General features: G+C 67.6%; 16 protein-coding genes. 3 read left to right on the top strand and 13 right to left on the bottom strand.

Annotation, left to right across the window (positions count from 1 at the left end):
* Positions 1 to 19 precede the first annotated feature (19 nt).
* From A9973_RS07495 to A9973_RS07440, 12 genes are all read right to left on the bottom strand, one after another.
* Positions 20 to 676 (bottom strand): methionine ABC transporter permease, encoded by a 657-nt coding sequence (locus tag A9973_RS07495; RefSeq protein ID WP_183013092.1) that lies wholly within the window; start codon positions 674 to 676, stop codon positions 20 to 22.
* On the bottom strand, positions 657 to 1760 hold the full coding sequence (locus A9973_RS07490) for a methionine ABC transporter ATP-binding protein (protein ID WP_183013091.1): 1104 nt from the start codon (positions 1758 to 1760) through the stop codon (positions 657 to 659). Before A9973_RS07490 ends, A9973_RS07495 begins: the two co-directional genes overlap by 20 nt.
* Before the next feature lies 1 nt (position 1761).
* Positions 1762 to 2523 carry a MetQ/NlpA family ABC transporter substrate-binding protein gene (locus tag A9973_RS07485; RefSeq protein ID WP_255469085.1) on the bottom strand — a complete coding sequence of 254 codons (762 nt, stop codon included), beginning with the start codon at positions 2521 to 2523 and terminating at the stop codon, positions 1762 to 1764.
* A gap of 253 nt (positions 2524 to 2776) precedes the next feature.
* The gene (locus A9973_RS07480) at positions 2777 to 3202 is read right to left on the bottom strand and encodes a CopD family protein (protein ID WP_255469052.1); all 426 of its coding nucleotides are present in this window, start codon (positions 3200 to 3202) and stop codon (positions 2777 to 2779) included.
* Positions 3203 to 3293: 91 nt separating this feature from the next.
* Positions 3294 to 4226, bottom strand: a complete 933-nt coding sequence (locus tag A9973_RS07475) for a DUF2242 domain-containing protein (protein WP_183013088.1) — start codon at positions 4224 to 4226, stop codon at positions 3294 to 3296.
* A 106-nt stretch (positions 4227 to 4332) separates the two neighbouring features.
* Positions 4333 to 5319 (bottom strand): ABC transporter ATP-binding protein, encoded by a 987-nt coding sequence (locus A9973_RS07470; RefSeq protein WP_183013087.1) that lies wholly within the window; start codon positions 5317 to 5319, stop codon positions 4333 to 4335.
* Positions 5316 to 6374 carry an ABC transporter ATP-binding protein gene (locus A9973_RS07465; protein ID WP_183013086.1) on the bottom strand — a complete coding sequence of 353 codons (1059 nt, stop codon included), beginning with the start codon at positions 6372 to 6374 and terminating at the stop codon, positions 5316 to 5318. Before A9973_RS07465 ends, A9973_RS07470 begins: the two co-directional genes overlap by 4 nt.
* Positions 6371 to 7267 carry an ABC transporter permease gene (locus A9973_RS07460; protein WP_183013085.1) on the bottom strand — a complete coding sequence of 299 codons (897 nt, stop codon included), beginning with the start codon at positions 7265 to 7267 and terminating at the stop codon, positions 6371 to 6373. The genes A9973_RS07465 and A9973_RS07460 overlap by 4 nt, the downstream gene beginning before the upstream one ends.
* 4 nt (positions 7268 to 7271) lie before the next feature.
* The gene (locus A9973_RS07455; RefSeq protein ID WP_183013084.1) at positions 7272 to 8225 is read right to left on the bottom strand and encodes an ABC transporter permease; all 954 of its coding nucleotides are present in this window, start codon (positions 8223 to 8225) and stop codon (positions 7272 to 7274) included.
* Positions 8226 to 8287: 62 nt separating this feature from the next.
* Positions 8288 to 9955, bottom strand: a complete 1668-nt coding sequence (locus tag A9973_RS07450) for an ABC transporter substrate-binding protein (RefSeq protein ID WP_183013083.1) — start codon at positions 9953 to 9955, stop codon at positions 8288 to 8290.
* A 206-nt stretch (positions 9956 to 10161) separates the two neighbouring features.
* Positions 10162 to 11436: a Zn-dependent hydrolase gene (locus A9973_RS07445; protein ID WP_183013082.1), complete on the bottom strand. Its 1275-nt coding sequence runs from the start codon at positions 11434 to 11436 to the stop codon at positions 10162 to 10164.
* 55 nt (positions 11437 to 11491) lie between these two features.
* The gene (locus A9973_RS07440) at positions 11492 to 12868 is read right to left on the bottom strand and encodes an MFS transporter (protein WP_183013081.1); all 1377 of its coding nucleotides are present in this window, start codon (positions 12866 to 12868) and stop codon (positions 11492 to 11494) included.
* A 120-nt stretch (positions 12869 to 12988) separates the two neighbouring features.
* Between A9973_RS07440 and A9973_RS07435 the strand changes: the two genes are divergently transcribed.
* The 3 genes from A9973_RS07435 to A9973_RS07425 all read left to right on the top strand — a co-directional run bounded on the left by A9973_RS07435 (position 12989) and on the right by A9973_RS07425 (position 16178).
* Entirely contained in the window at positions 12989 to 13972 is a 984-nt protein-coding gene (locus A9973_RS07435) for an AraC family transcriptional regulator (RefSeq protein ID WP_183013080.1), read from the top strand.
* Between the two features lie 104 nt (positions 13973 to 14076).
* Complete coding sequence (locus A9973_RS07430; RefSeq protein ID WP_183013079.1) at positions 14077 to 15174, top strand: NAD/NADP-dependent octopine/nopaline dehydrogenase family protein; 1098 nt, start codon at positions 14077 to 14079, stop codon at positions 15172 to 15174.
* The gene (locus tag A9973_RS07425; RefSeq protein ID WP_183013078.1) at positions 15168 to 16178 is read left to right on the top strand and encodes a 3-hydroxybutyryl-CoA dehydrogenase; all 1011 of its coding nucleotides are present in this window, start codon (positions 15168 to 15170) and stop codon (positions 16176 to 16178) included. The genes A9973_RS07430 and A9973_RS07425 overlap by 7 nt, the downstream gene beginning before the upstream one ends.
* Here the strand turns inward: A9973_RS07425 and ampC are convergent.
* The gene (ampC, locus tag A9973_RS07420; RefSeq protein WP_183013077.1) at positions 16175 to 17359 is read right to left on the bottom strand and encodes a class C beta-lactamase; all 1185 of its coding nucleotides are present in this window, start codon (positions 17357 to 17359) and stop codon (positions 16175 to 16177) included. The two genes, A9973_RS07425 and ampC, sit on opposite strands and share 4 nt — an antisense overlap.
* Positions 17360 to 17434 lie beyond the last annotated feature (75 nt).

Raw genomic sequence — 17434 nt, 5'->3', positions numbered from 1 at the left:
GCGCCCGCATTGCCGCCCCCTACCGCTTGTGGTCGGCCCGGCGCGACAGCCATTCGCCCGTGAACTGCACGATCGACACCAGCGCGATCAGGATCACGATCACCTCGAACATCACGCGGGTTTCATAGCGTTCGTAGCCATAGCGGATCGCCAGGTCGCCCAGCCCGCCCGCGCCGACCGCGCCCGCCATGGCGGATGCGTTGATCATGGCGATGACGCTGACCGTCATGCCGCCGATGATGCCGGGCAAGGCCTCGGGCAGCAGCACGTGCCGCACGATATGCCAGCGGCGGCAGCCCATGGCGCGCGCCGCCTCCACCAGCCCGTGGTCCACGTCGTTCAGGCTGACCTGCGCGATGCGGGCGAAGAACGGCACCAGGTTGGCCGACAGCGGCACGATCGCCGCCCACGTGCCCAGGGTGGTGCCCACCAGGAAACGCGTCAGCGGCAGCATCGCCACCAGCAGGATGATGAAGGGGATGGCGCGGAACGTGTTCACCGTGATCGACAACGCCTTGTTCAAGCGCGGCCTGGGATACAGGTTGCCCGGCGCGGTTACGGTCAGGACGACCGCCAGCGCCAGGCCCGCCACGATGGCGATGACGGCGGACACGCTCACCATCGCCAGGGTCTGCAGGAATGCCTGCAGGTATTTATCAAGCATCGGCAGCGACATAACCCAGCACCTTGATCTGATCGGCCACCAGCGCGGCGCGCGCGGCCTCTTCCCGTAATGCGCCGGCGGGCACCGACACCAGCAGGCTGCCCTGCGCATGGCCGCGCAGCCGGTCCAGGCCGCCATGCAGCAGCGTGGCGCCCGGCCCCATCGCGGCCAAGGCTTGCAGCGACACGCCGTCCGGCCGCCCCTGCCCCGTGAAGCGCAGGCGCAGCACGGCCACGCCGTCGCGGCCGTGCAGGTCTGGCACCAGCCTGGCCGCCAGGTCGGCCGGCAACTCATGCTGCAACGGGCGCAGCAAGGCACGCGTGGCGTCCGCCTGCGGGTTGCCGAATACGCGCCAGACCTCGCCCTGTTCCACTTTGCGGCCGCCGTCCAGCACCAGCACCTGATGGCAGACTTCGCGGATCACCGCCATGTCGTGCGTGATCAGCACGACCGTCAGCCCCAGTTTGCGGTTGATGTCCTGCAGCAGGGCCAGGATGGATTGCGTGGTCTCCGGATCCAGCGCGGACGTGGCTTCGTCGCACAGCAGGATTTCGGGCTGATGCACCAGCGCGCGCGCGATGCCCACGCGCTGCTTCTGGCCGCCCGACAACTTGGACGGATAGACGTCCGCCTTGTCGCGCAGCCCCACCATGTCCAGCAGGGCCTCGACCCGCACGCGTGCGGCGCCGGCCTTCACGCCAGCCACGCGCAACGGCAGCGCGACGTTCTCGGCCACCGTCTTGGCGGAGAGCAGGTTGAAGTGCTGGAAGATCATGCCGATGCGGCGGCGCAGGCCCACCAGCGCGTCCTCGTCCAGCTGGCCCACATCCACGCCGTCCACCCGCACGCGGCCGGCAGTGGGGCGTTCCAGCATGTTGATGGAGCGCAGCAACGTGGACTTGCCCGCGCCGCTGCGCCCGATGATGCCGAAGACCTCGCCGCGCGCGACCTGGAACGACACGTCGGACAGCGCCGCCACCGCGCCCTGCGCGCTTTGATACCGTTTTTGCAGCCCCTCGAAGACGATATGGGCGTCCGGCCCCGGCGGAGCCCCCGCCGCCACGGACGGCCCGGGGTAGGAGAATTCGTGCTGCATCTTAGAAAACCGGGATCACGGAGCCTTCGTACTTGCTCAGGATGAACTGGCGGACTTCTTCCGAGTGATAGGCCTTGATCAGTTCGGGCACCCATGGCGCGTTCTTGTCCTTCTCGCGCACGGCAATGATGTTCACGTAAGGGTTGTTTTCCTTCTTCTCCACCGCGATGCCGTCACGCGTGGCGATCAGGCCGGCCTGGTAGGCGAAGCTGTTGACGATGGCAGCGGTGTCCACGTCCGGCAGCGAACGTGCCAGCACGACGGACGCGCTTTCGACGAAGTTCAGCTTCTTCGGATTGGAAGTCACGTCGGCCAGCGTGGCGGTGCCCGTCGCCGGATCGAAGCCGTCCTTCAGCGTGATCAAACCCTGGTCGTGCAAGATCACCAGCGCGCGGGTCTGGTTGCTGGGGTCGTTCGGGATGCCGACGCGGGCGCCGTCCGGCAGGTCTTTCAGCGACTTGTACTTCTTTGAATAGAAGGCGATGGGCGAGATCAGCGTGTTCGCCACCGGCACCAGCTTGTAGCCGCGCTGCTTGATCTGGTCGTTCAGGAAAGGGATGTGCTGGAAGGCGTTGGCTTCCAGGTCGCCGTTGTTCAGCGCTTCGTTGGGGCTGGCGGTACCCGTGATGACCACGGGCTCGACGGCCAGCCCGTTCTTCCTGGCGACCTGCGTCACCACTTCCCAGATCTGCTCATCGACGCCGCCCCGCACGCCCACTTTCAGCGGCTTCGGATCGGCGGAAAACGCCGGGCCATGGAACATCGCGGCGGACGCCAGCACGGCGCCCAGCAACGTTTTAAGGACAAGGCGCGTTCGCTTGACGGGTGCGGGGTTGCCCTGCGCGCCGCGCGTACCTAGAAAACGGGTAGTCATGATGGAATCGCCTCTAAGTCAATGCAGTTATGAGAGAGACGATTCTAGGGATGGCCCCGGCGGCCACGAACGAATACTTCGTTGCGTCCTTATTACGGGGGTCTTTGGATATGGCCGGGCGGCATAAGCCGCCCGCACCGGATCAGAACGGCTTGACCACGACCAGCGTCACGATGACCGCGCAGGCGACGACGGTGAGCGGCGCGTAGAAGTCCACCGCGGGCGGCCGCTTCGGGCTGCCGTTGGCCATCCGGCGCAGCGCGGCGCTCTGGATGCCCAGCAAGGCGGACAGGGCCAGCGCGCAGCCGACCTTGATCCAGATCCAGTTCATGGCGAACCAGCCGAAGGTCATCGCCAGATGCAGGCCGATCAGCCACGAGACGACCATCGCCGGGGTGGTCACCCACAGCGTCCAGCGGCGCAAGGCGCCCAGCATCTTGCGTTCCTTCGGCGCGTCATCGCCGTCTTGCGGCTGCGACGACAGCAGGAACAGCGAGACGAACAGCGAACCGACGATCCAGGCGACAACGGCCGCCACGTGGGCCATCTTGAGAAGTTGGTATGTCATGGCCGGCATTATCGCTGCTTGCGGGCGGCCTGAGCCGCAGGAAGCCGCGCCGGTTTGCGCCAAGGAAAACCGGCGCCGCGCGCTTGAGGCGTCAGTTGCCCGGTGCCGCCGTGGCCGGCGCAGTGGTTGGCGCAGTAGCTGACGTAGTGGCCGGTGTCGCGGCGGGTGCCACGCCAGAGGCGGCCGGCGTAGCGGCAGCCGAAGTGGCCGGTGAATTTGTGGATGCCGGGGCGGGGGTCGCCGCGGCGGCGGCCGGCGCTGAAGCGGCCACCCCGGCTTCCGTATTGCCCGGCACGGATGGCGCTGCCGGGTGGTTCGTATCCCCTGCCGGCGCCGTCTTGTCGCCCGTCGACGCGGTGCCGTTGGCCAAGGCCGGATTGAGGGTGTCGGCAGGCGCATCCGGCGCGACCACCGGATCCGCAGGCGGCGCGGGTGGCTTGGGCGCGTTGGCGCGGGCGCGGGCCGGCGGCGGCACGTGCGGCGCGGCGGCGGCTTCCGCGTCCGGCAGGAAGCGCTGCAACAGCTGGAAGAAGCCTTCGTAGAATTTCGGCCGCGACACGGTCTGACTGGCCGTCTTCACCAGCGAATCGTCGCTGGACCCGAACGGCATCGACACCTGTCCCAGCACGCTGACGCCCACGCTGGCGGAACTGGAGGTGCGCTTGATCGAATAGCGGTCCTGCACGGCGTTGGCGAACACCGTGGCGCGCTGGTTGGCGCTGCCGTCCGAGGCGCAGTCGATGTTGAAATTGATCTGCGTATGCAACCCGTCTTCGCCCTGGAAGTTCTTGTGCCCGGACACCCGCGCCTGGTCAAAGCGGTCGATGTTGTACCCCTGGCTCAGCAACGCGCGGCGGCCTGCGTCGCAGGCGGTGGTGCTGGCGGTGGGGAACGTGCGGGAGAACACGTCGTTCTGGGTGAAGTCCTCTCGTTCGTAGGCCGGCTTGGGCGAAGTACATCCCGCCAGAACGGCCGCGAGGACGGCGAACAGCGGCAAAGAAACACGACGGGCAACGCAGCGCATAGAGGGTCCTGCTTGGAGCAACGACAAGCATTATCGGCCAAGAATGAAAATTCATATCAGGGACAGATTATCCAGTGATACGTTGAAACAAATTTAGCCGCTCCGCCTACGCCGTCTCGGCCACGCGGATGCACCGCACCTCGTGCCCGGGCGCCACGGGTTCGATGTCGGGCACCGCCGCCTGACAGCGCGGCTGGGCCAGACTGCAACGCGGCGCGAACGAACAGCCGGGCGGCAAGGCGGCCAGATCAGGCGGAGATCCGGGAATCGTTTCAAGCCGTTGCCCTTTGCGCATGGCGCCGTGCGCCCTGCCCTTCAGCAAGGCCAGCGTGTAGGGGTGACGCGGCGCGCGCAACAGGTCGGCGACGGCGCCTTGCTCGACGATCCGGCCGCCATACATGACGGCGACGCGGTCCGCGATTTCGGCCGCCGCCCCGATGTCATGCGTCACGAAGACGATGGACAGGCCCCGTTCCCGCTGCAGTTCGCGCAACAGCAGCAGGATCTGGATCTGAACGGTCGCGTCCAGCGCGGTGGTGGGTTCGTCGGCAAGCAGCACTTTGGGATCGCAGGACAGGGCCAGCGCGATCATGGCGCGCTGCCGCATGCCCCCAGACATCTCGTGCGGGAACGCCTGCAGGCGGCGCTCCGGGCTGGGGATGCGCACCCGTTCGAACAGCGCCAGCGCGTGCGCGCGCGCCTGTGCGGCCGTCTTGCCGGTATGCCGGCGCACCATCTCTTCGATCTGGCGGCCGACGGCATAGACCGGATCCAGCGCCAGAAGCGGTTCCTGGAACACCATGGACACCACCGGTCCGCGCATCGCCGCCAGTTCGCGGGCGCTCATCGCCAGCACGTCGCGCCCGTCCACCTGCATCTGGCCGCGGATGCGCGTGCGGCGTGCCGGATGCAGGCGCATCAGCGCGCGCAGCGTCACGCTCTTGCCCGAGCCCGATTCGCCGATCAGCGCCACGGCTTCGCCGCGTCCCACGTCCAGGTTCACGCCGTTCAGCGCCTGCACGGTCTTCGCCCCGGCCTGGAAAGCAACTTCCAGGTTTCGGATGCTGACCAGGGGTTGCGAGGGGGACGTCATATCAGCGCTCCTGAAGCGGCGTAGCCGGAATCGGGTTGATGGATCAGGCAACGCACGGCATGGCCGTCGCCCTGCCGCGTCATGACGGGCGCCTGTTGCGCACAGGCCGCGCGCGCCTGGGCGCAGCGCGTATGAAAGCGGCAGCCCGGAGGCGGATCGATGGGATTGGGGGGATCGCCCGACAGCGGCGCCGATTCGGTCCGCTGCCCAGGCTCCATCGACGGCATGGACCGCAGCAGCGCTTGCGTGTAGGGATGGCGTGGCGCATCGAAGACCTGGTCGACGGGGCCCAGTTCAACGACTTCGCCCAGGTACATGACCATCACCCGGTCCGAGATGTACCGCACCACGTTCAGGTCGTGGCTGATGAACAGGTACGTCAGCCCGAAGTCGTCCTTCAGGTCCAGCAGCAGGTTCAGCACCTGCGCCTCCACAGATTTATCCAGCGCCGAGACTGCTTCGTCCAGGATGACAAGCCGCGGGTGCAAGGCCAGGGCGCGCGCAATGTTCACGCGCTGGCGCTGGCCGCCCGACAGCTCGTGCGGATAGCGGCCGGCGAATCGCTGCGGGTCCAGCCCCACCCGCCCCAGCAGTCCGCGCGCCACCGCGATGGCGTCGCTTTTTGCTGTGCCGTGCACCAATGGGCCGAACGCGACCGAGTCTTCGATGGTCATGCGCGGGTTCAACGACGAATAGCTGTCCTGGAACACCATTTGCGTCTGGCGCCGGAATTCCCGCAGCGCCAGCGCGCGCGAACCAACCGCGACGCCGTCGAACACCAGTTCGCCGCGGTCCTGCGCGATCAGCTGCATCACCAGCCGCGCCGTCGTTGACTTGCCGCAGCCGGACTCGCCGACGACACCCAGGGTTTCGCCCTTCTTCACATCGAAATCCACGCCGTCCACCGCGCGCACGGCGTTGCCGCCGCGCTTGCGCGACAACAGATCCCGCTTGAGCGGGAAGTGCTTGACCAGCCCCCGCACGCTCAGCAGTGGCTGGGCCGGGCCGCCCACATCGTCGTGGGCGGCGCGTGCCGTTTCGATCAACGCGCTCATTCCTTGACCTCCATGGCGGACCGCAGCCCATCGGAAAACAGGTTGAACGACATGGACGTGACGAAGATCATCACGCCGGGCAACGCCGCCACCCAGGGCTGCGTGTAGATGGCGGTACGCAGCGTGTTGAGCATCAGCCCCCATTCGGGCTCGGGCGGCCGCACGCCCAGGCCCAGGAACGACAGGCCGGAGGCCAGGATCATGGACACCGAGATCAGGCTGGTCGAATACACGAAGATCGGGCCCAGCACGTTGGACAGCACGTGCGCCCGCACGATCGTGAACGGCGACGCGCCAGAGGCCCGCGCCGCGTCGACATAGTCGCTGCGCCGCACCTGCGCCGTGACGCTCTCGGCCACGCGCACGACCTGCGGGATGAAGACGATGGTCAGCGACACGATGGCGTTGAAGATGCCCGCCCCCAACGTGCCCGACAGCGCGATCGCCAGCAGTACGGACGGAAAGGCGTAAAACACGTCCACCACCCGCATGATCAGCGTGCTGGTCCAGCCGCCCGCGTACCCGGCCAGGATGCCGATGGCGCTGCCCACGGCAAAGGCCGCGATCACCGGCACGATGCCCATGAACAGCGACAGCCGCGCGCCCAGCATCAGGCGCGACAGCATGTCGCGGCCCAGCTCGTCGGCGCCCAGCGGATAGCCTTCGGTGCCGATGGGCCGCAGGCGCTTGAGCATCGACGCCTGGAAGGGATCGGCGGGAGAGATCCAGGGCGCCAGCACCGCCATCAGGATCAGCGCCAGGATGATGGCGCCGGCGGCCACGGCCACGGGATCGCGACGCAGGCGGCGCAACACGTTCGACCAGTAGCCGGGCGACCGGGCGACCGGCGCCGCGGCGGGCGCGGCCGCCAGGCTTGCAAGGGAATCGGTCATGCGGTCAGCTCCTTTCGATGCGCGGGTCGAACAGGCCTTGCAGGATGTCGACGGCCAGGTTCAGCACCACGAAGAACAGCGCCAGCACCAGGATCGTTCCCTGCAACAGCGGCAGGTCTCGCTGGAAGATGGCGGCATTGAGCAGAAAGCCCGTGCCCGGCCAGGAAAAGACGGTTTCGATCAGGATGGAGCCGCCCAGCAGGTAGCCCAGCTGCAGGCCCATCACGGCCAGCGCGGTGGGCGCGCAGTTCTTGGCGACGTGCAGGAAGACGCCCAGGTCGGTCAGGCCGCGCGCGCGCAGCCCCACCACGAATTCCTGCGACAGGGTCTCGGCCACCAGCGCGCGGACCGTGCGGGCGATGATGCCCATCGGGATCACCGACATGGTCACGGCCGGCAGGATCATGTGGCGGAAATGCGCCCAGTCCGCCGCCCATTCGCCCGAACCACCGGGCCCCGCGCCCGTCGGCGGCAACCACATCAGCTGGGTCGAAAACACGATGACCAGCACCATGCCCAGCCAATAGTGCGGCACGCTGACGCCGACGACCGACACGATCGACGCAAGGCGGTCCATCGGCGAATTGCGGTAATAGCCGCCCACGAAGCCCAGGAACGCCCCGACGACAAAGCCCAGCATCGTCGCCAGACAGGCCAGCCGCAAGGTGTTGCCCACGGCGTTCAGCACTTCGCCCGCGACGGGGCGGCCCGTGGCGATGGAGGTGCCCAGATCGCCATGCAGCGCGCGCCACAGCCAGCCCGCGAACTGCTCGACCAGCGGACGGTCGAAACCGTACAGCTGCATCAGCTGCCGTTGCAGGTCAGCGGACGCATCGGGCGGCAGGATGGACACCAGCGGATCGCCCGGCGCCAGATGGATCAACAGGAAACAGAGCAGCGCGACCCCCGCCATGATGGGCAGGGCGTACACCACGCGCCGGAAGAGGTAGGACAGCATAGGCGTCACCGGCTAATGCGGGCAGGATGCCGCGCGGGGCGGCATCCTGCCCGCGTTCAACATCAATCCATCGACATCGTGGCGATATCGATGAACCAGCTCTTGGGCTGCACCACGCCCTTGATCTTCGGGGACATCGCGCGCGGGCCGACGTCATGCGCGATCCAGACGAACGGCGCCTCTTCCACCACACGCGCATGCAGCTTGGCCAGCGCGGCGTCGCGTTCCGCGGGCGTGAACGTCGTGCGCGCATCCTTGATCAGGCCGTCGATCTCGGCGTTGCCGAAATAGCCCCAGTTGTTCGACGTGGGCGGGAAGGTCTTGGTGCTGACGAAGCGCACGATCGCGAAGAAGGGATCCATGGCCGCGAAGCTGACGTTGATGGCGTCGCTGCCGTTGGCGGAAGGGTCCTTGGCGCCCTTGCGCCAGTTGGTGAACAGCGTGTTCCACTCCACCACGTCGAAGCTCACGTCGAAGTAGCAGTCCTTCAGGTTCTGCTGCACGAACTCGTTCATGGGCAGCGGCTGCATCTGGCCCGAGCCCGACGCGGAAGTCTGCACCTTGACCTTCACCGGCTTCGCCTTGGAGTAGCCCGCTTCCGCCATCAGCTTGCGCGCGGCGTCCGGGTCGTACTTGATGTCGAACTTGGGGTTGCCCCACCAGGGATGGCCCGGCGGCACCGTGCCCTTGGGCTCGGCCATCATGCCGCCCAGCAACTGCTTGAGCTCGCCCCGGTTCACGCACAAATTGGCGGCCTGGCGCACGCGCTGGTCCAGCCACGGCGACCCTTCCTTGAACGACAGCTGCCACGGCCATACGTGCGGCTGCTCGTTGGAATAGATGACGAAGCCGCGCGCCTTGATCGCGTCGAACGCGTCGGGCGCCGGCGCCTCGATCCAATCGACCTGGCCGGACATCAGCGCCGCGGTGCGGGAATTGGCTTCGGGCAGCGGCAGCATCACCACGCGGTCGATCTTCGGCCGGCGCTTCTCGTCCCAGTACGCGTCGTACTTGACGACTTCCAGCCGTTCGCGCGGCACGAACTTGGCCATCTTGAACGGGCCCGTGCCCGATGCGTCCGCCGCGAACGCGGCCCAGGCCTTCTGCGACCGCTCGGCGGCATCCGTCACGGACGCCGGCACCGCGGCCAGCTTCTTCTGCCATTGCGCGGGCGACGCCATATACAGGTTGGTCAGGTTGATCGGCAGAAAGGAATCCGGCTCCGACGTCTTGAGCTCCACCGTCAGGTCGTCGATCTTGCGGGCCGACACCAGCGTCGGCATGCGCGAGGCCGTCACGCCCACCTGGCCCGCGTCGAACTGCGGCGCGCCCTTGTCGAGCACCTTGCCCACGTTCCACACCACCGCATCCGCGTTGAAATCCGAGCCGTCATGGAACTTCACGCCCGGGCGCAGCTTGAACACCCACTTCGTCTTGTCGGCGGCGTCCACCTCCCAGGACAAGGCCAGATCCGGGATCAGCACACTGGGCCCGTCCTGCTTGGACAGGTCCCACTGGGTCAGTCCGTCATACATCGGAATACCGGTGAAGCGGTTGCCCTCGAACCCCTGGTCGGGCTGGCCCAGCGTGCGCGGGATGTCACCCGCGGTCATACCGATGCGCAACACCTTTTCGGCCCGTGCCGTGGCCGGCGAGAGGGCCGCGGCGCTTGCCGCCGTCAGCGCCAGTGCGGCGGCCAGGGATTTGATGCGGATACTCCGTGTCTGCATTGTGGTTCTCCAGGGACACGTGCACAGAGTTAGTACACAGAATTTGTATAAGCAAGTTCTGTGCCATGCGCGGGACACGGGAGCACCCGGGGAGCGGCCGGGGGAACGACCTGGAAAGGGTTGCGGGAAACGGCGCGCGGCCTTGGGCGGCGGCACCACGGCAGCGCAGGATGCGCCGCCGTGGTGCGGGCATGCGCGCTAGCGGATCATGCCGCCACGCCGGCTTGCGCCAGCATGGCGCGCAGCAGGACGTTGCATCCCGCTTCCAGGTGCTCGGGACGCGCGTCCTCGATCTCGTTATGGCTGATGCCGTCCTTGCACGGCACGAAGATCATCGCCGCCGGCGCCACGCGCGCCAGATACACGGCGTCGTGCCCTGCGCCGCTGACCACGTCCATGGCGGACATTGACAAGGCCTTGGCGCCTTCGCGCACTGACTGCACGAGCGCAGGGGCAAAGGGCTGCGGCGGGAAGTACACCACTTGCTCCACCTGCGCGGCCACGCCCCGCGCCGTCGCGGCGGTCTCGACGGCTGCGCGCAAGGCGGCGTCCATGGCCGACAACGTGGCGTCATCGGCGGCCCGCAAGTCCACCGTCATGCGCACGCGGCCGGGAATCACATTGCGGGAATTCGGAAACACGTCCATCCAGCCCACGGTGCCGCGCGCATTGGGCGCATGCGCCAGCGCGATCTGGTTCACCGCCAGCACCAGCTCGGACGCCGCCAGCAAGGCGTCGCGGCGCAGCGGCATGGGCGTGGGGCCCGCGTGTGCTTCGACACCCGTCAGCACCACGTCGTACCAGCGCTGGCCCAGCGCGGCCGTCACCACGCCGATCACGGTATCGGCGGCTTCCAGCACTGGCCCTTGCTCGATGTGCGCCTCGAAGTACGCGCCCACGTCGCCCGGTTGCGCAGGCGGCACGGCAGCGGCGCCGTCATAGCCGATGTCGCCCAGGGCCTGGCGCACGCTGACGCCGTCGCGGTCCTGCTGCGACAACGCGTGTTCCAGCGTGAAGGCGCCCGCATAGACGCCGGAGCCCATCATCACCGGCACGAAGCGTGAGCCCTCTTCATTGGTCCATACCGCCAGCTCCAGGGGCGCTTCGGTCTGCACGCCTGCGTCGTTCAGCGTGCGCAGCACTTCCAGGCCGGCCAGCACGCCGTAGTTGCCGTCGAATTTTCCGCCGGTGGGCTGGGTGTCGATATGGCTGCCCGTCATGACCGCGGGCAAGGTATTGTCCCGCCCGGGCCGACGCGCGAAGACGTTGCCGATGGCGTCGACGCGGACGTCACAGCCCGCCTCCATCGCCCAATTGACGAACAGGTCGCGGCCCTGGCGGTCCAGGTCGGTCAGGGCCAGGCGGCAAACGCCGCCCTTTTCGGTGCCGCCGATGCGGGCCAGGTCCATCAGCGACTGCCACAGGCGCGCGCCGTCCACGCGCAAGTCGGCCAGGGTGGGGGATGCGGAGGCAAGCGTCATGGGGGTTCCTGTTCAAGGGACGGCCGCGGCATGCGGCTTCCGGATGCGCTATTTTTTACTGTGTACCAGCGCCTTGCAAGTGCGCATTCACCGCGGCGTCCTCCCAGGCCAGGCTGCGCCGGTAGCGGGCGCAGCCGGATGCCAGCAGCAGCACGCACAGCACCGTCGCGCCGCCGATCAGCAGGGACAGCGACTGCCCCACCGCCGCCGGCTGCTTGAACAGCCGGTCGGTCAGCAAGGCCACCGCGGTCGTGCCCAGGCCCAGGCCGATCAGGTTCGAGATCAGCAGGAACAAGGCCGACACCTGGGCGCGAAGCTGGTTGGGCGGCAAGATCTGCATGGCCGCGGTGGATGTGGGCATGGGGAACGACGCGAAGAACATCGCGGGCAGCAGCAGCCCCACCGATAGCCACAGGCTGTCCACCTGCGTGAAGGCCACCGCCGGCAACGCCATGCCCAGCGCGCCGATCACGCCCGCGCGCAACGGCGCGTCGCCATAGCCGCACTTGGCCAGCCAGTCCATCAGCCAGCCGCCGCAGAATACGCCGGCGGTATTGGCCACCAGCACCACTACGCCCAGCATGTAGCCCGCGTCCGTCGGCGACATCCCGAACTTGCGCATGTAGAACGCGGGCGTCCAGCTCAGCAGCGCAAACAGCACCATCGCGTAGAACGAGAAGCCCAGGTAATGGCAAAAGAACGTGCCCCGGTGCCGGCCCAGAAACCGGACGGTGTCGCGCAGCGTGGGCTTTTGCGCATCCCCGGCGGCGTTGCGGCGCAGGCCCAGCCGCTGCGGATCGCGCACGGTCAGCAGAATCGCCAGCGCCACCAGCAAGCCGGGCAACCCAACAATGAAGAACGTGACCTGCCACGGCCGCATCGCGCCGATCCATGGCACCACCACGGTGTCCACGCTCTTGAGCAAGTCGATCACGTAGCCGCCGATCAGGAAGGCCATGCCGCCGCCGATGAACGATCCGATCGAATAGATGCCCACCGCGCGCCCCAGCTTTTCACGCGGGAACATGTCGCTAAGCATGGAGTAGGTGGCGGGCGACAAGGCGGCTTCGCCCACGCCCACGCCGATGCGCGCCAGGAACATCTGCGCGAAGTTGCGCGACAAGCCACAGGCCGCGGTAGCCAGGCTCCAGAACGCCACCCCGATCGCGATGATCTTCGGCCGCGAATAGCGGTCGGCCAGCAGGGCGATGGGGATGCCCATGAAGGCGTAGAACAACGAGAACGCCAGGCCGTGCAGCAGGCTGAACTGCGTGTCGGACAGCTGCAGATCGTGCTTGATCGGTTCGATCATCAGCGCCAGGATCTGTCTGTCGACGAAGGAAAATATGTACGCTAGCATGCATATCACGACGACGTACCACTCATAGGCGTAGCTTCGTCTTGTCCCTTGCTGCAGGGTGGCGTCAGTCATGGTTTTCCCTTGGAGTGTGCCGGGATCGGACTGCGTCCCGTTTGTCCATCTGTTGTAGGTCTTTGCGCAACCGGGCTCTATACGCCGGACGCAACGACTGTTCCCACCGCGCAGGAAAGCATGTTCAACGACACCTATCCGCTGAACCGCCATTGCTTGCTGGACTCGGGCAACGCCACCGAGATCAAGGACCAGGTCAGCCAGCACCTGTGGTCGCACCGCATGTGCGTCGCGCAGGGGAAGCCCTTGCAGTCGCGGCTTTACGGCGTGTTTTTCGGCAGCGCGGCGCTGTTCGACCTGCACTACGGCGCCGAAGTCGAAATCGACGCCGGCGACATCGCCAGCTATTACCTGATCCGCATCACGCTGCAAGGCACGGGACTGGTCACGCTGGGCAAGCGCCGCGCCCCGATGCGCGCCGGAGGCATGACGATCTCGTCGCCATCGGAACCCAGCGTGATCAGCATTGGACGCGATTGCCGCAACCTGATCCTGCGCGTGGAACGGCAGGCGCTGGAGCACCAGTTGCAACGCCTGCTGGACCGGCCGATCCGCCACGCCCTCGTGTTCGACCTGGAAGTGGACGCCGACGCGCCGGGCCTGGCTGCCGTGCGCGAAACGCTGGACTACCTGTGCCGGCTGTACCAGCATCCGGCCATCGACGGCGTCACCCAGACGCTGGCCGGGGGCTTTTCCGACTATCTGCTGGCCTTGCTGCTGACCCAGCTGCCCCACAACTATTCGGCGCAACTGCGCGCCGACCGCCGGCAGCCCCTGCCCCAGCATGTGCGCCGCGCCCGCGAATACATCGAAACGCATGTCGACGAAGCGATCTCGCTGGCGGACCTGGCCGCGCACTGCGGCGTGTCGATCCGCACGCTGCAGAACGGCTTCACGCAGTTCTTGAAGCAAAGCCCCAGCGACTATGTGCGCAACCAGCGCCTGGCGCTGGTGCACGCGGCGCTTGAGGCCGCGCACATGGGCGACAGCGTGACCGACATCCTGCTGCGCCATGGCGTGGCCAGCTTCGGGCATTTCGCCACGCATTACCGCAAGCGCTACGGCTGCCTGCCGTCGGACACATTGCGGCAGCACCGCGGATAATCGCCGCGCATTCCCTTGCCGGATCGGAACGGCGCCTGCGCGTTTTGCGCAGCCTGCCCCGGGTGCCGCCGCTAGGATCAAGCTTCTATCGAAGGAGCTTGATCATGCGAATCAGCGTACTGGGCGGCGGCCACGGCTGCTATGCGGCGGCCGCCGAGCTGGCGGAAAAAGGGCACGAGGTGCGCTGGTGGCGGCGCGACGGCGCGGCGTTCCAAGGCCTGCGTGATGCGGGCGCGCTGACCGTCACCGACTACCGGGGCACACGCCGCATTCCGCTGGGCCGCGGCCCCGGCCATCTGCAACTGGCCGACGCCCTGGGCGACGCGGTGGCCGATGCCCAGGTGCTGGTCATCCCGCTGCCGTCCACCACCCACGATGCGCTGGCCGCTGAATTGGCGCCGCGCTTGCAAGACGGGCAAGTCGTGTTCCTGCCCCCGGGCACCTTCGGCAGCTACGTCTTCGCCCGTGCCCAGAAAGATGCGGGCAACCCCGCCCGCGTGGCCTTTGCGGAAACCGGCACCCTGCCCTACCTGGCGCGCAAGCACGGCAACACCGTGGTCATCAGCGGCTATGCCACGCGCCTGCCCACGGGCGTGTTCCCCAGCCGGTTGTCGCAAGACGCGCTGGCGCTGCTGCGGCAGGCCTACCCGGCCATCGAACCGATCGAGGACGCCCTGTCCGGCGCGCTGATGAACGCCGGCCCCATCATCCACCCGCCGCTCATCATGATGAACGCCGGTCCGCTGGAACACTTCGACAAGTGGGACATCCACAACGAAGGCACGCAAGCCTCGATCCGCCGCATCACCGATGCGCTGGACGCCGAACGCATCGCGATCCGCGAGGCGCTGGGCTACGCCGCGCCGCACTTCCCGCTGGCCGACCACTACGCCACCGAAGGCGACGAGTGGATGTATGGCCGGGGCGCCCACGGCAAGCTCACCGACAGCGGCGACTGGCGCGAAACCATCGACTTGCACGCTCACCGCTACATGCTGGAAGACACGCGGCTGGGCCTGTCGTTCCTGGTGTCCACGGGCCGCTGGGCGGGCGTGCCCACGCCGGTGGCGCAAGGCTTGCTGAGCCTCGCGGGCGCCATCACCGGCCGCGACCTGTACGCGGAAGGCCGCACGTTGGAATGCCTGGGGCTCGCCCGCCTGTCGCGGGGCGGCATGGCGGAACTGCTGGCGCAAGGATGCTGACCATGGCCCCCAGGATCTGCGTGGCCGGCGCCGGCCGCATGGGCGAAGGCATCACCCTGTCCTACCTGCTTGCGGGGTGCGACGTGACGCTGGTCGACATCAAACCGAGGCCGCCGGCCGAGCAAGCGGAGCACAGCGGTCGCGTGGCGGCCAACCTGCGTCGCGAACTGGGCACGCTCAGCCGGCTGGGCTTGCTTGACGTCAGCCAGACGGAAGCCGCCCTGCGCCGCGTGCGCCTGTGCCGGCGCGAGGACGCCGTGGCCGACCTGCGGGCGGCGCGCATCGTCTTCGAGGCCGTACCGGAACGCCTGGACGCCAAGCAGGACACCTTCCAGTGGCTGGGGCAGGCCTGCGCGCCGGACGGCGTCATTGCATCCACCACGTCCACCTTCCTCGTCACCGACCTGGCCAAGCTGGTGCCGCACCCCGACCGCTTTCTGAACGCGCACTGGCTGAATCCGGCCGCCTTGATCCCGCTGGTGGAAGTGAGCCGGGGCCCGAAGACCAGCGATGCCGCCGTAGCGGAATTGCTGGCCGCGCTGCGCCAGGCGGGCAAGGTGCCGGTGCAATGCGCGCCGTCCGCGGGCTACATCGTGCCCCGCATCCAGGCCCTGGCCATGAACGAGGCCGCGCGCATGGTGGAGGAAGGCGTCGCCAGCGCGGAAGACATCGACACCGCCGTGCGGCTGGGCTTCGGGCTGCGCTTTTCGGTGCTGGGCCTGTTGGAGTTCATCGATTGGGGCGGCGGCGACATCCTCTACTACGCGTCGCGCTACCTGTCCGGTGAAATCGGCCCCCGCTTCGCCTCGCCCGACGTCATTGCGCGCAACATGGAGGAAGGCCGCAACGGCCTGCGCGACGGCCAGGGCTTCTACGACTATGCCGGCATGGACGTGGACGCCTACAAGATGGAGCGCCTAGGGCAGTTGTGCAAGCGGCTGGAAGTGATGGGGCTGCTGCCGCGCGCGGGCGGCGCCTCAGCCGCCCCCGGCCCGGACGCTTAAGGGGCCAGCGTTTCCAGTATCCGGTACGCCAGCCGCACCCGGGCCTCGTTCGGATAGTTCTTGTTGGCCAGGATCACGACGCCCGCCTTCCTGGCCGGCACGAACGCCACGTAAGCGCCGAAACCGTTGGTCGATCCGGTCTTGTTGATCCACACCGAACCTTGCGGCGCAAGCGGCGGATTCAGCGCGACCGCCGGATGGCTCTGGCTGTTCAGCGTGCCCGCGTTGGCTGTCAGCAACGCGTCCAGCGTTACGGGATAGGCCAGTTGCTCCCAAGCCAAGTCCTGCGTCATGTCCCCGATCCGGTAGTAGCCCACGTGCGTGCGTGCGACCGCACGCGGAATGACGGCATCGCCCGCCGTGTCCATATTGGCCTCGACGAAGCGCAGCAGGTCGCGCGCGCTGGTCTTCACGCCATACGCTTGCGCCGCCAGCACACCGGGATTCACGCGGACGGGCGCATCCTGCTTGTTGTAGCCCTGGGCGTAGTCGGCCATCGCGGCGGCCGGCACGTCGATATACGTGCGCGTCAGGCCCAGCTTGGGAAACAGCGTCTTTTCCATGGCCTGCGCGAACGGCTGTCCCAGGCTTCTGGCGGCCACCACCCCCAGCATCCCGATGCTGGGATTGGCGTAGGTCCGGTACGTACCGGCCGGATACTGGGGCTGCCACGCCTTCAGATAGTCCATCAGCTGCGCGTCGTTGCGCACGGCGTCGGGCACCTGCAGCGGAAAGCCGCCGCCGGTATGCGTGCCCAAATGAACCAGCGTCAGTTTGCCGAATTCCGAACCCTGCAAGTCCGGCAGGAAACGCGCCGGGCTGTCGTTGAACGACAGTTTGCCCAGCACTTCCGCATAGGCCGCCAGCGTCGCGGTATAGGTCTTGCTGATCGATCCCACCTCGAACAGCGTGTCGCGGCTGACCTTCGCCTGCGTCTGCCGCGACGCCACGCCATAGCTGTAGAACTGCTGCCGGCCATCCCGGGTGATCGCGATCGCCATGCCGGGCACGCCGTACTCGCGCATCACCGCCTGCGCGGCTTCGCCGATCTGGCGGCCGGCGTCCGGCGGCGCAAGCGGCGCCGCCGGCGCGGCAAACGCCTGGGAAGCCGCCGCCCCCAAGGCAAGCACCGCGAGCGCCGACAAGGCGGCGCGCCGGGTTCGCTCAACGTTTTTTCTCATGCTCCTGTCCCTTCCTGTCCGGCCACGGTGGAATGCCCGACATAGTACTTACCCTGAATCCAATCCCACAAGAAC

It is taken from the genome of Achromobacter sp. UMC46, assembly GCF_014170335.1.
In the GTDB taxonomy this organism is placed as follows: Bacteria; Pseudomonadota; Gammaproteobacteria; order Burkholderiales; family Burkholderiaceae_B; genus Achromobacter.
Note: the sequence above shows the minus strand (reverse complement) of the source record. Positions and strands in the feature narration are given on the sequence as shown.

What these genes read in the sequence shown, in the direction of transcription:
- A9973_RS07465 (WP_183013086.1), bottom strand. Translation starts at nt 6,374, where the DNA reads ATGAGCGCGTTGATCGAAACGGCACGCGCCGCCCACGACGATGTGGGC.
- A9973_RS07470 (WP_183013087.1), bottom strand. Translation starts at nt 5,319, where the DNA reads ATGACGTCCCCCTCGCAACCCCTGGTCAGCATCCGAAACCTGGAAGTT.
- A9973_RS07455 (WP_183013084.1), bottom strand. Translation starts at nt 8,225, where the DNA reads ATGCTGTCCTACCTCTTCCGGCGCGTGGTGTACGCCCTGCCCATCATG.
- A9973_RS07445 (WP_183013082.1), bottom strand. Translation starts at nt 11,436, where the DNA reads ATGACGCTTGCCTCCGCATCCCCCACCCTGGCCGACTTGCGCGTGGAC.
- A9973_RS07485 (WP_255469085.1), bottom strand. Translation starts at nt 2,523, where the DNA reads ATGTTCCATGGCCCGGCGTTTTCCGCCGATCCGAAGCCGCTGAAAGTG.
- A9973_RS07480 (WP_255469052.1), bottom strand. Translation starts at nt 3,202, where the DNA reads ATGACATACCAACTTCTCAAGATGGCCCACGTGGCGGCCGTTGTCGCC.
- A9973_RS07475 (WP_183013088.1), bottom strand. Translation starts at nt 4,226, where the DNA reads ATGCGCTGCGTTGCCCGTCGTGTTTCTTTGCCGCTGTTCGCCGTCCTC.
- A9973_RS07435 (WP_183013080.1), top strand. Translation starts at nt 12,989, where the DNA reads ATGTTCAACGACACCTATCCGCTGAACCGCCATTGCTTGCTGGACTCG.
- ampC (WP_183013077.1), bottom strand. Translation starts at nt 17,359, where the DNA reads ATGAGAAAAAACGTTGAGCGAACCCGGCGCGCCGCCTTGTCGGCGCTC.
- A9973_RS07450 (WP_183013083.1), bottom strand. Translation starts at nt 9,955, where the DNA reads ATGCAGACACGGAGTATCCGCATCAAATCCCTGGCCGCCGCACTGGCG.
- A9973_RS07440 (WP_183013081.1), bottom strand. Translation starts at nt 12,868, where the DNA reads ATGACTGACGCCACCCTGCAGCAAGGGACAAGACGAAGCTACGCCTAT.
- A9973_RS07430 (WP_183013079.1), top strand. Translation starts at nt 14,077, where the DNA reads ATGCGAATCAGCGTACTGGGCGGCGGCCACGGCTGCTATGCGGCGGCC.
- A9973_RS07425 (WP_183013078.1), top strand. Translation starts at nt 15,168, where the DNA reads ATGCTGACCATGGCCCCCAGGATCTGCGTGGCCGGCGCCGGCCGCATG.
- A9973_RS07495 (WP_183013092.1), bottom strand. Translation starts at nt 676, where the DNA reads ATGTCGCTGCCGATGCTTGATAAATACCTGCAGGCATTCCTGCAGACC.
- A9973_RS07460 (WP_183013085.1), bottom strand. Translation starts at nt 7,267, where the DNA reads ATGACCGATTCCCTTGCAAGCCTGGCGGCCGCGCCCGCCGCGGCGCCG.
- A9973_RS07490 (WP_183013091.1), bottom strand. Translation starts at nt 1,760, where the DNA reads ATGCAGCACGAATTCTCCTACCCCGGGCCGTCCGTGGCGGCGGGGGCT.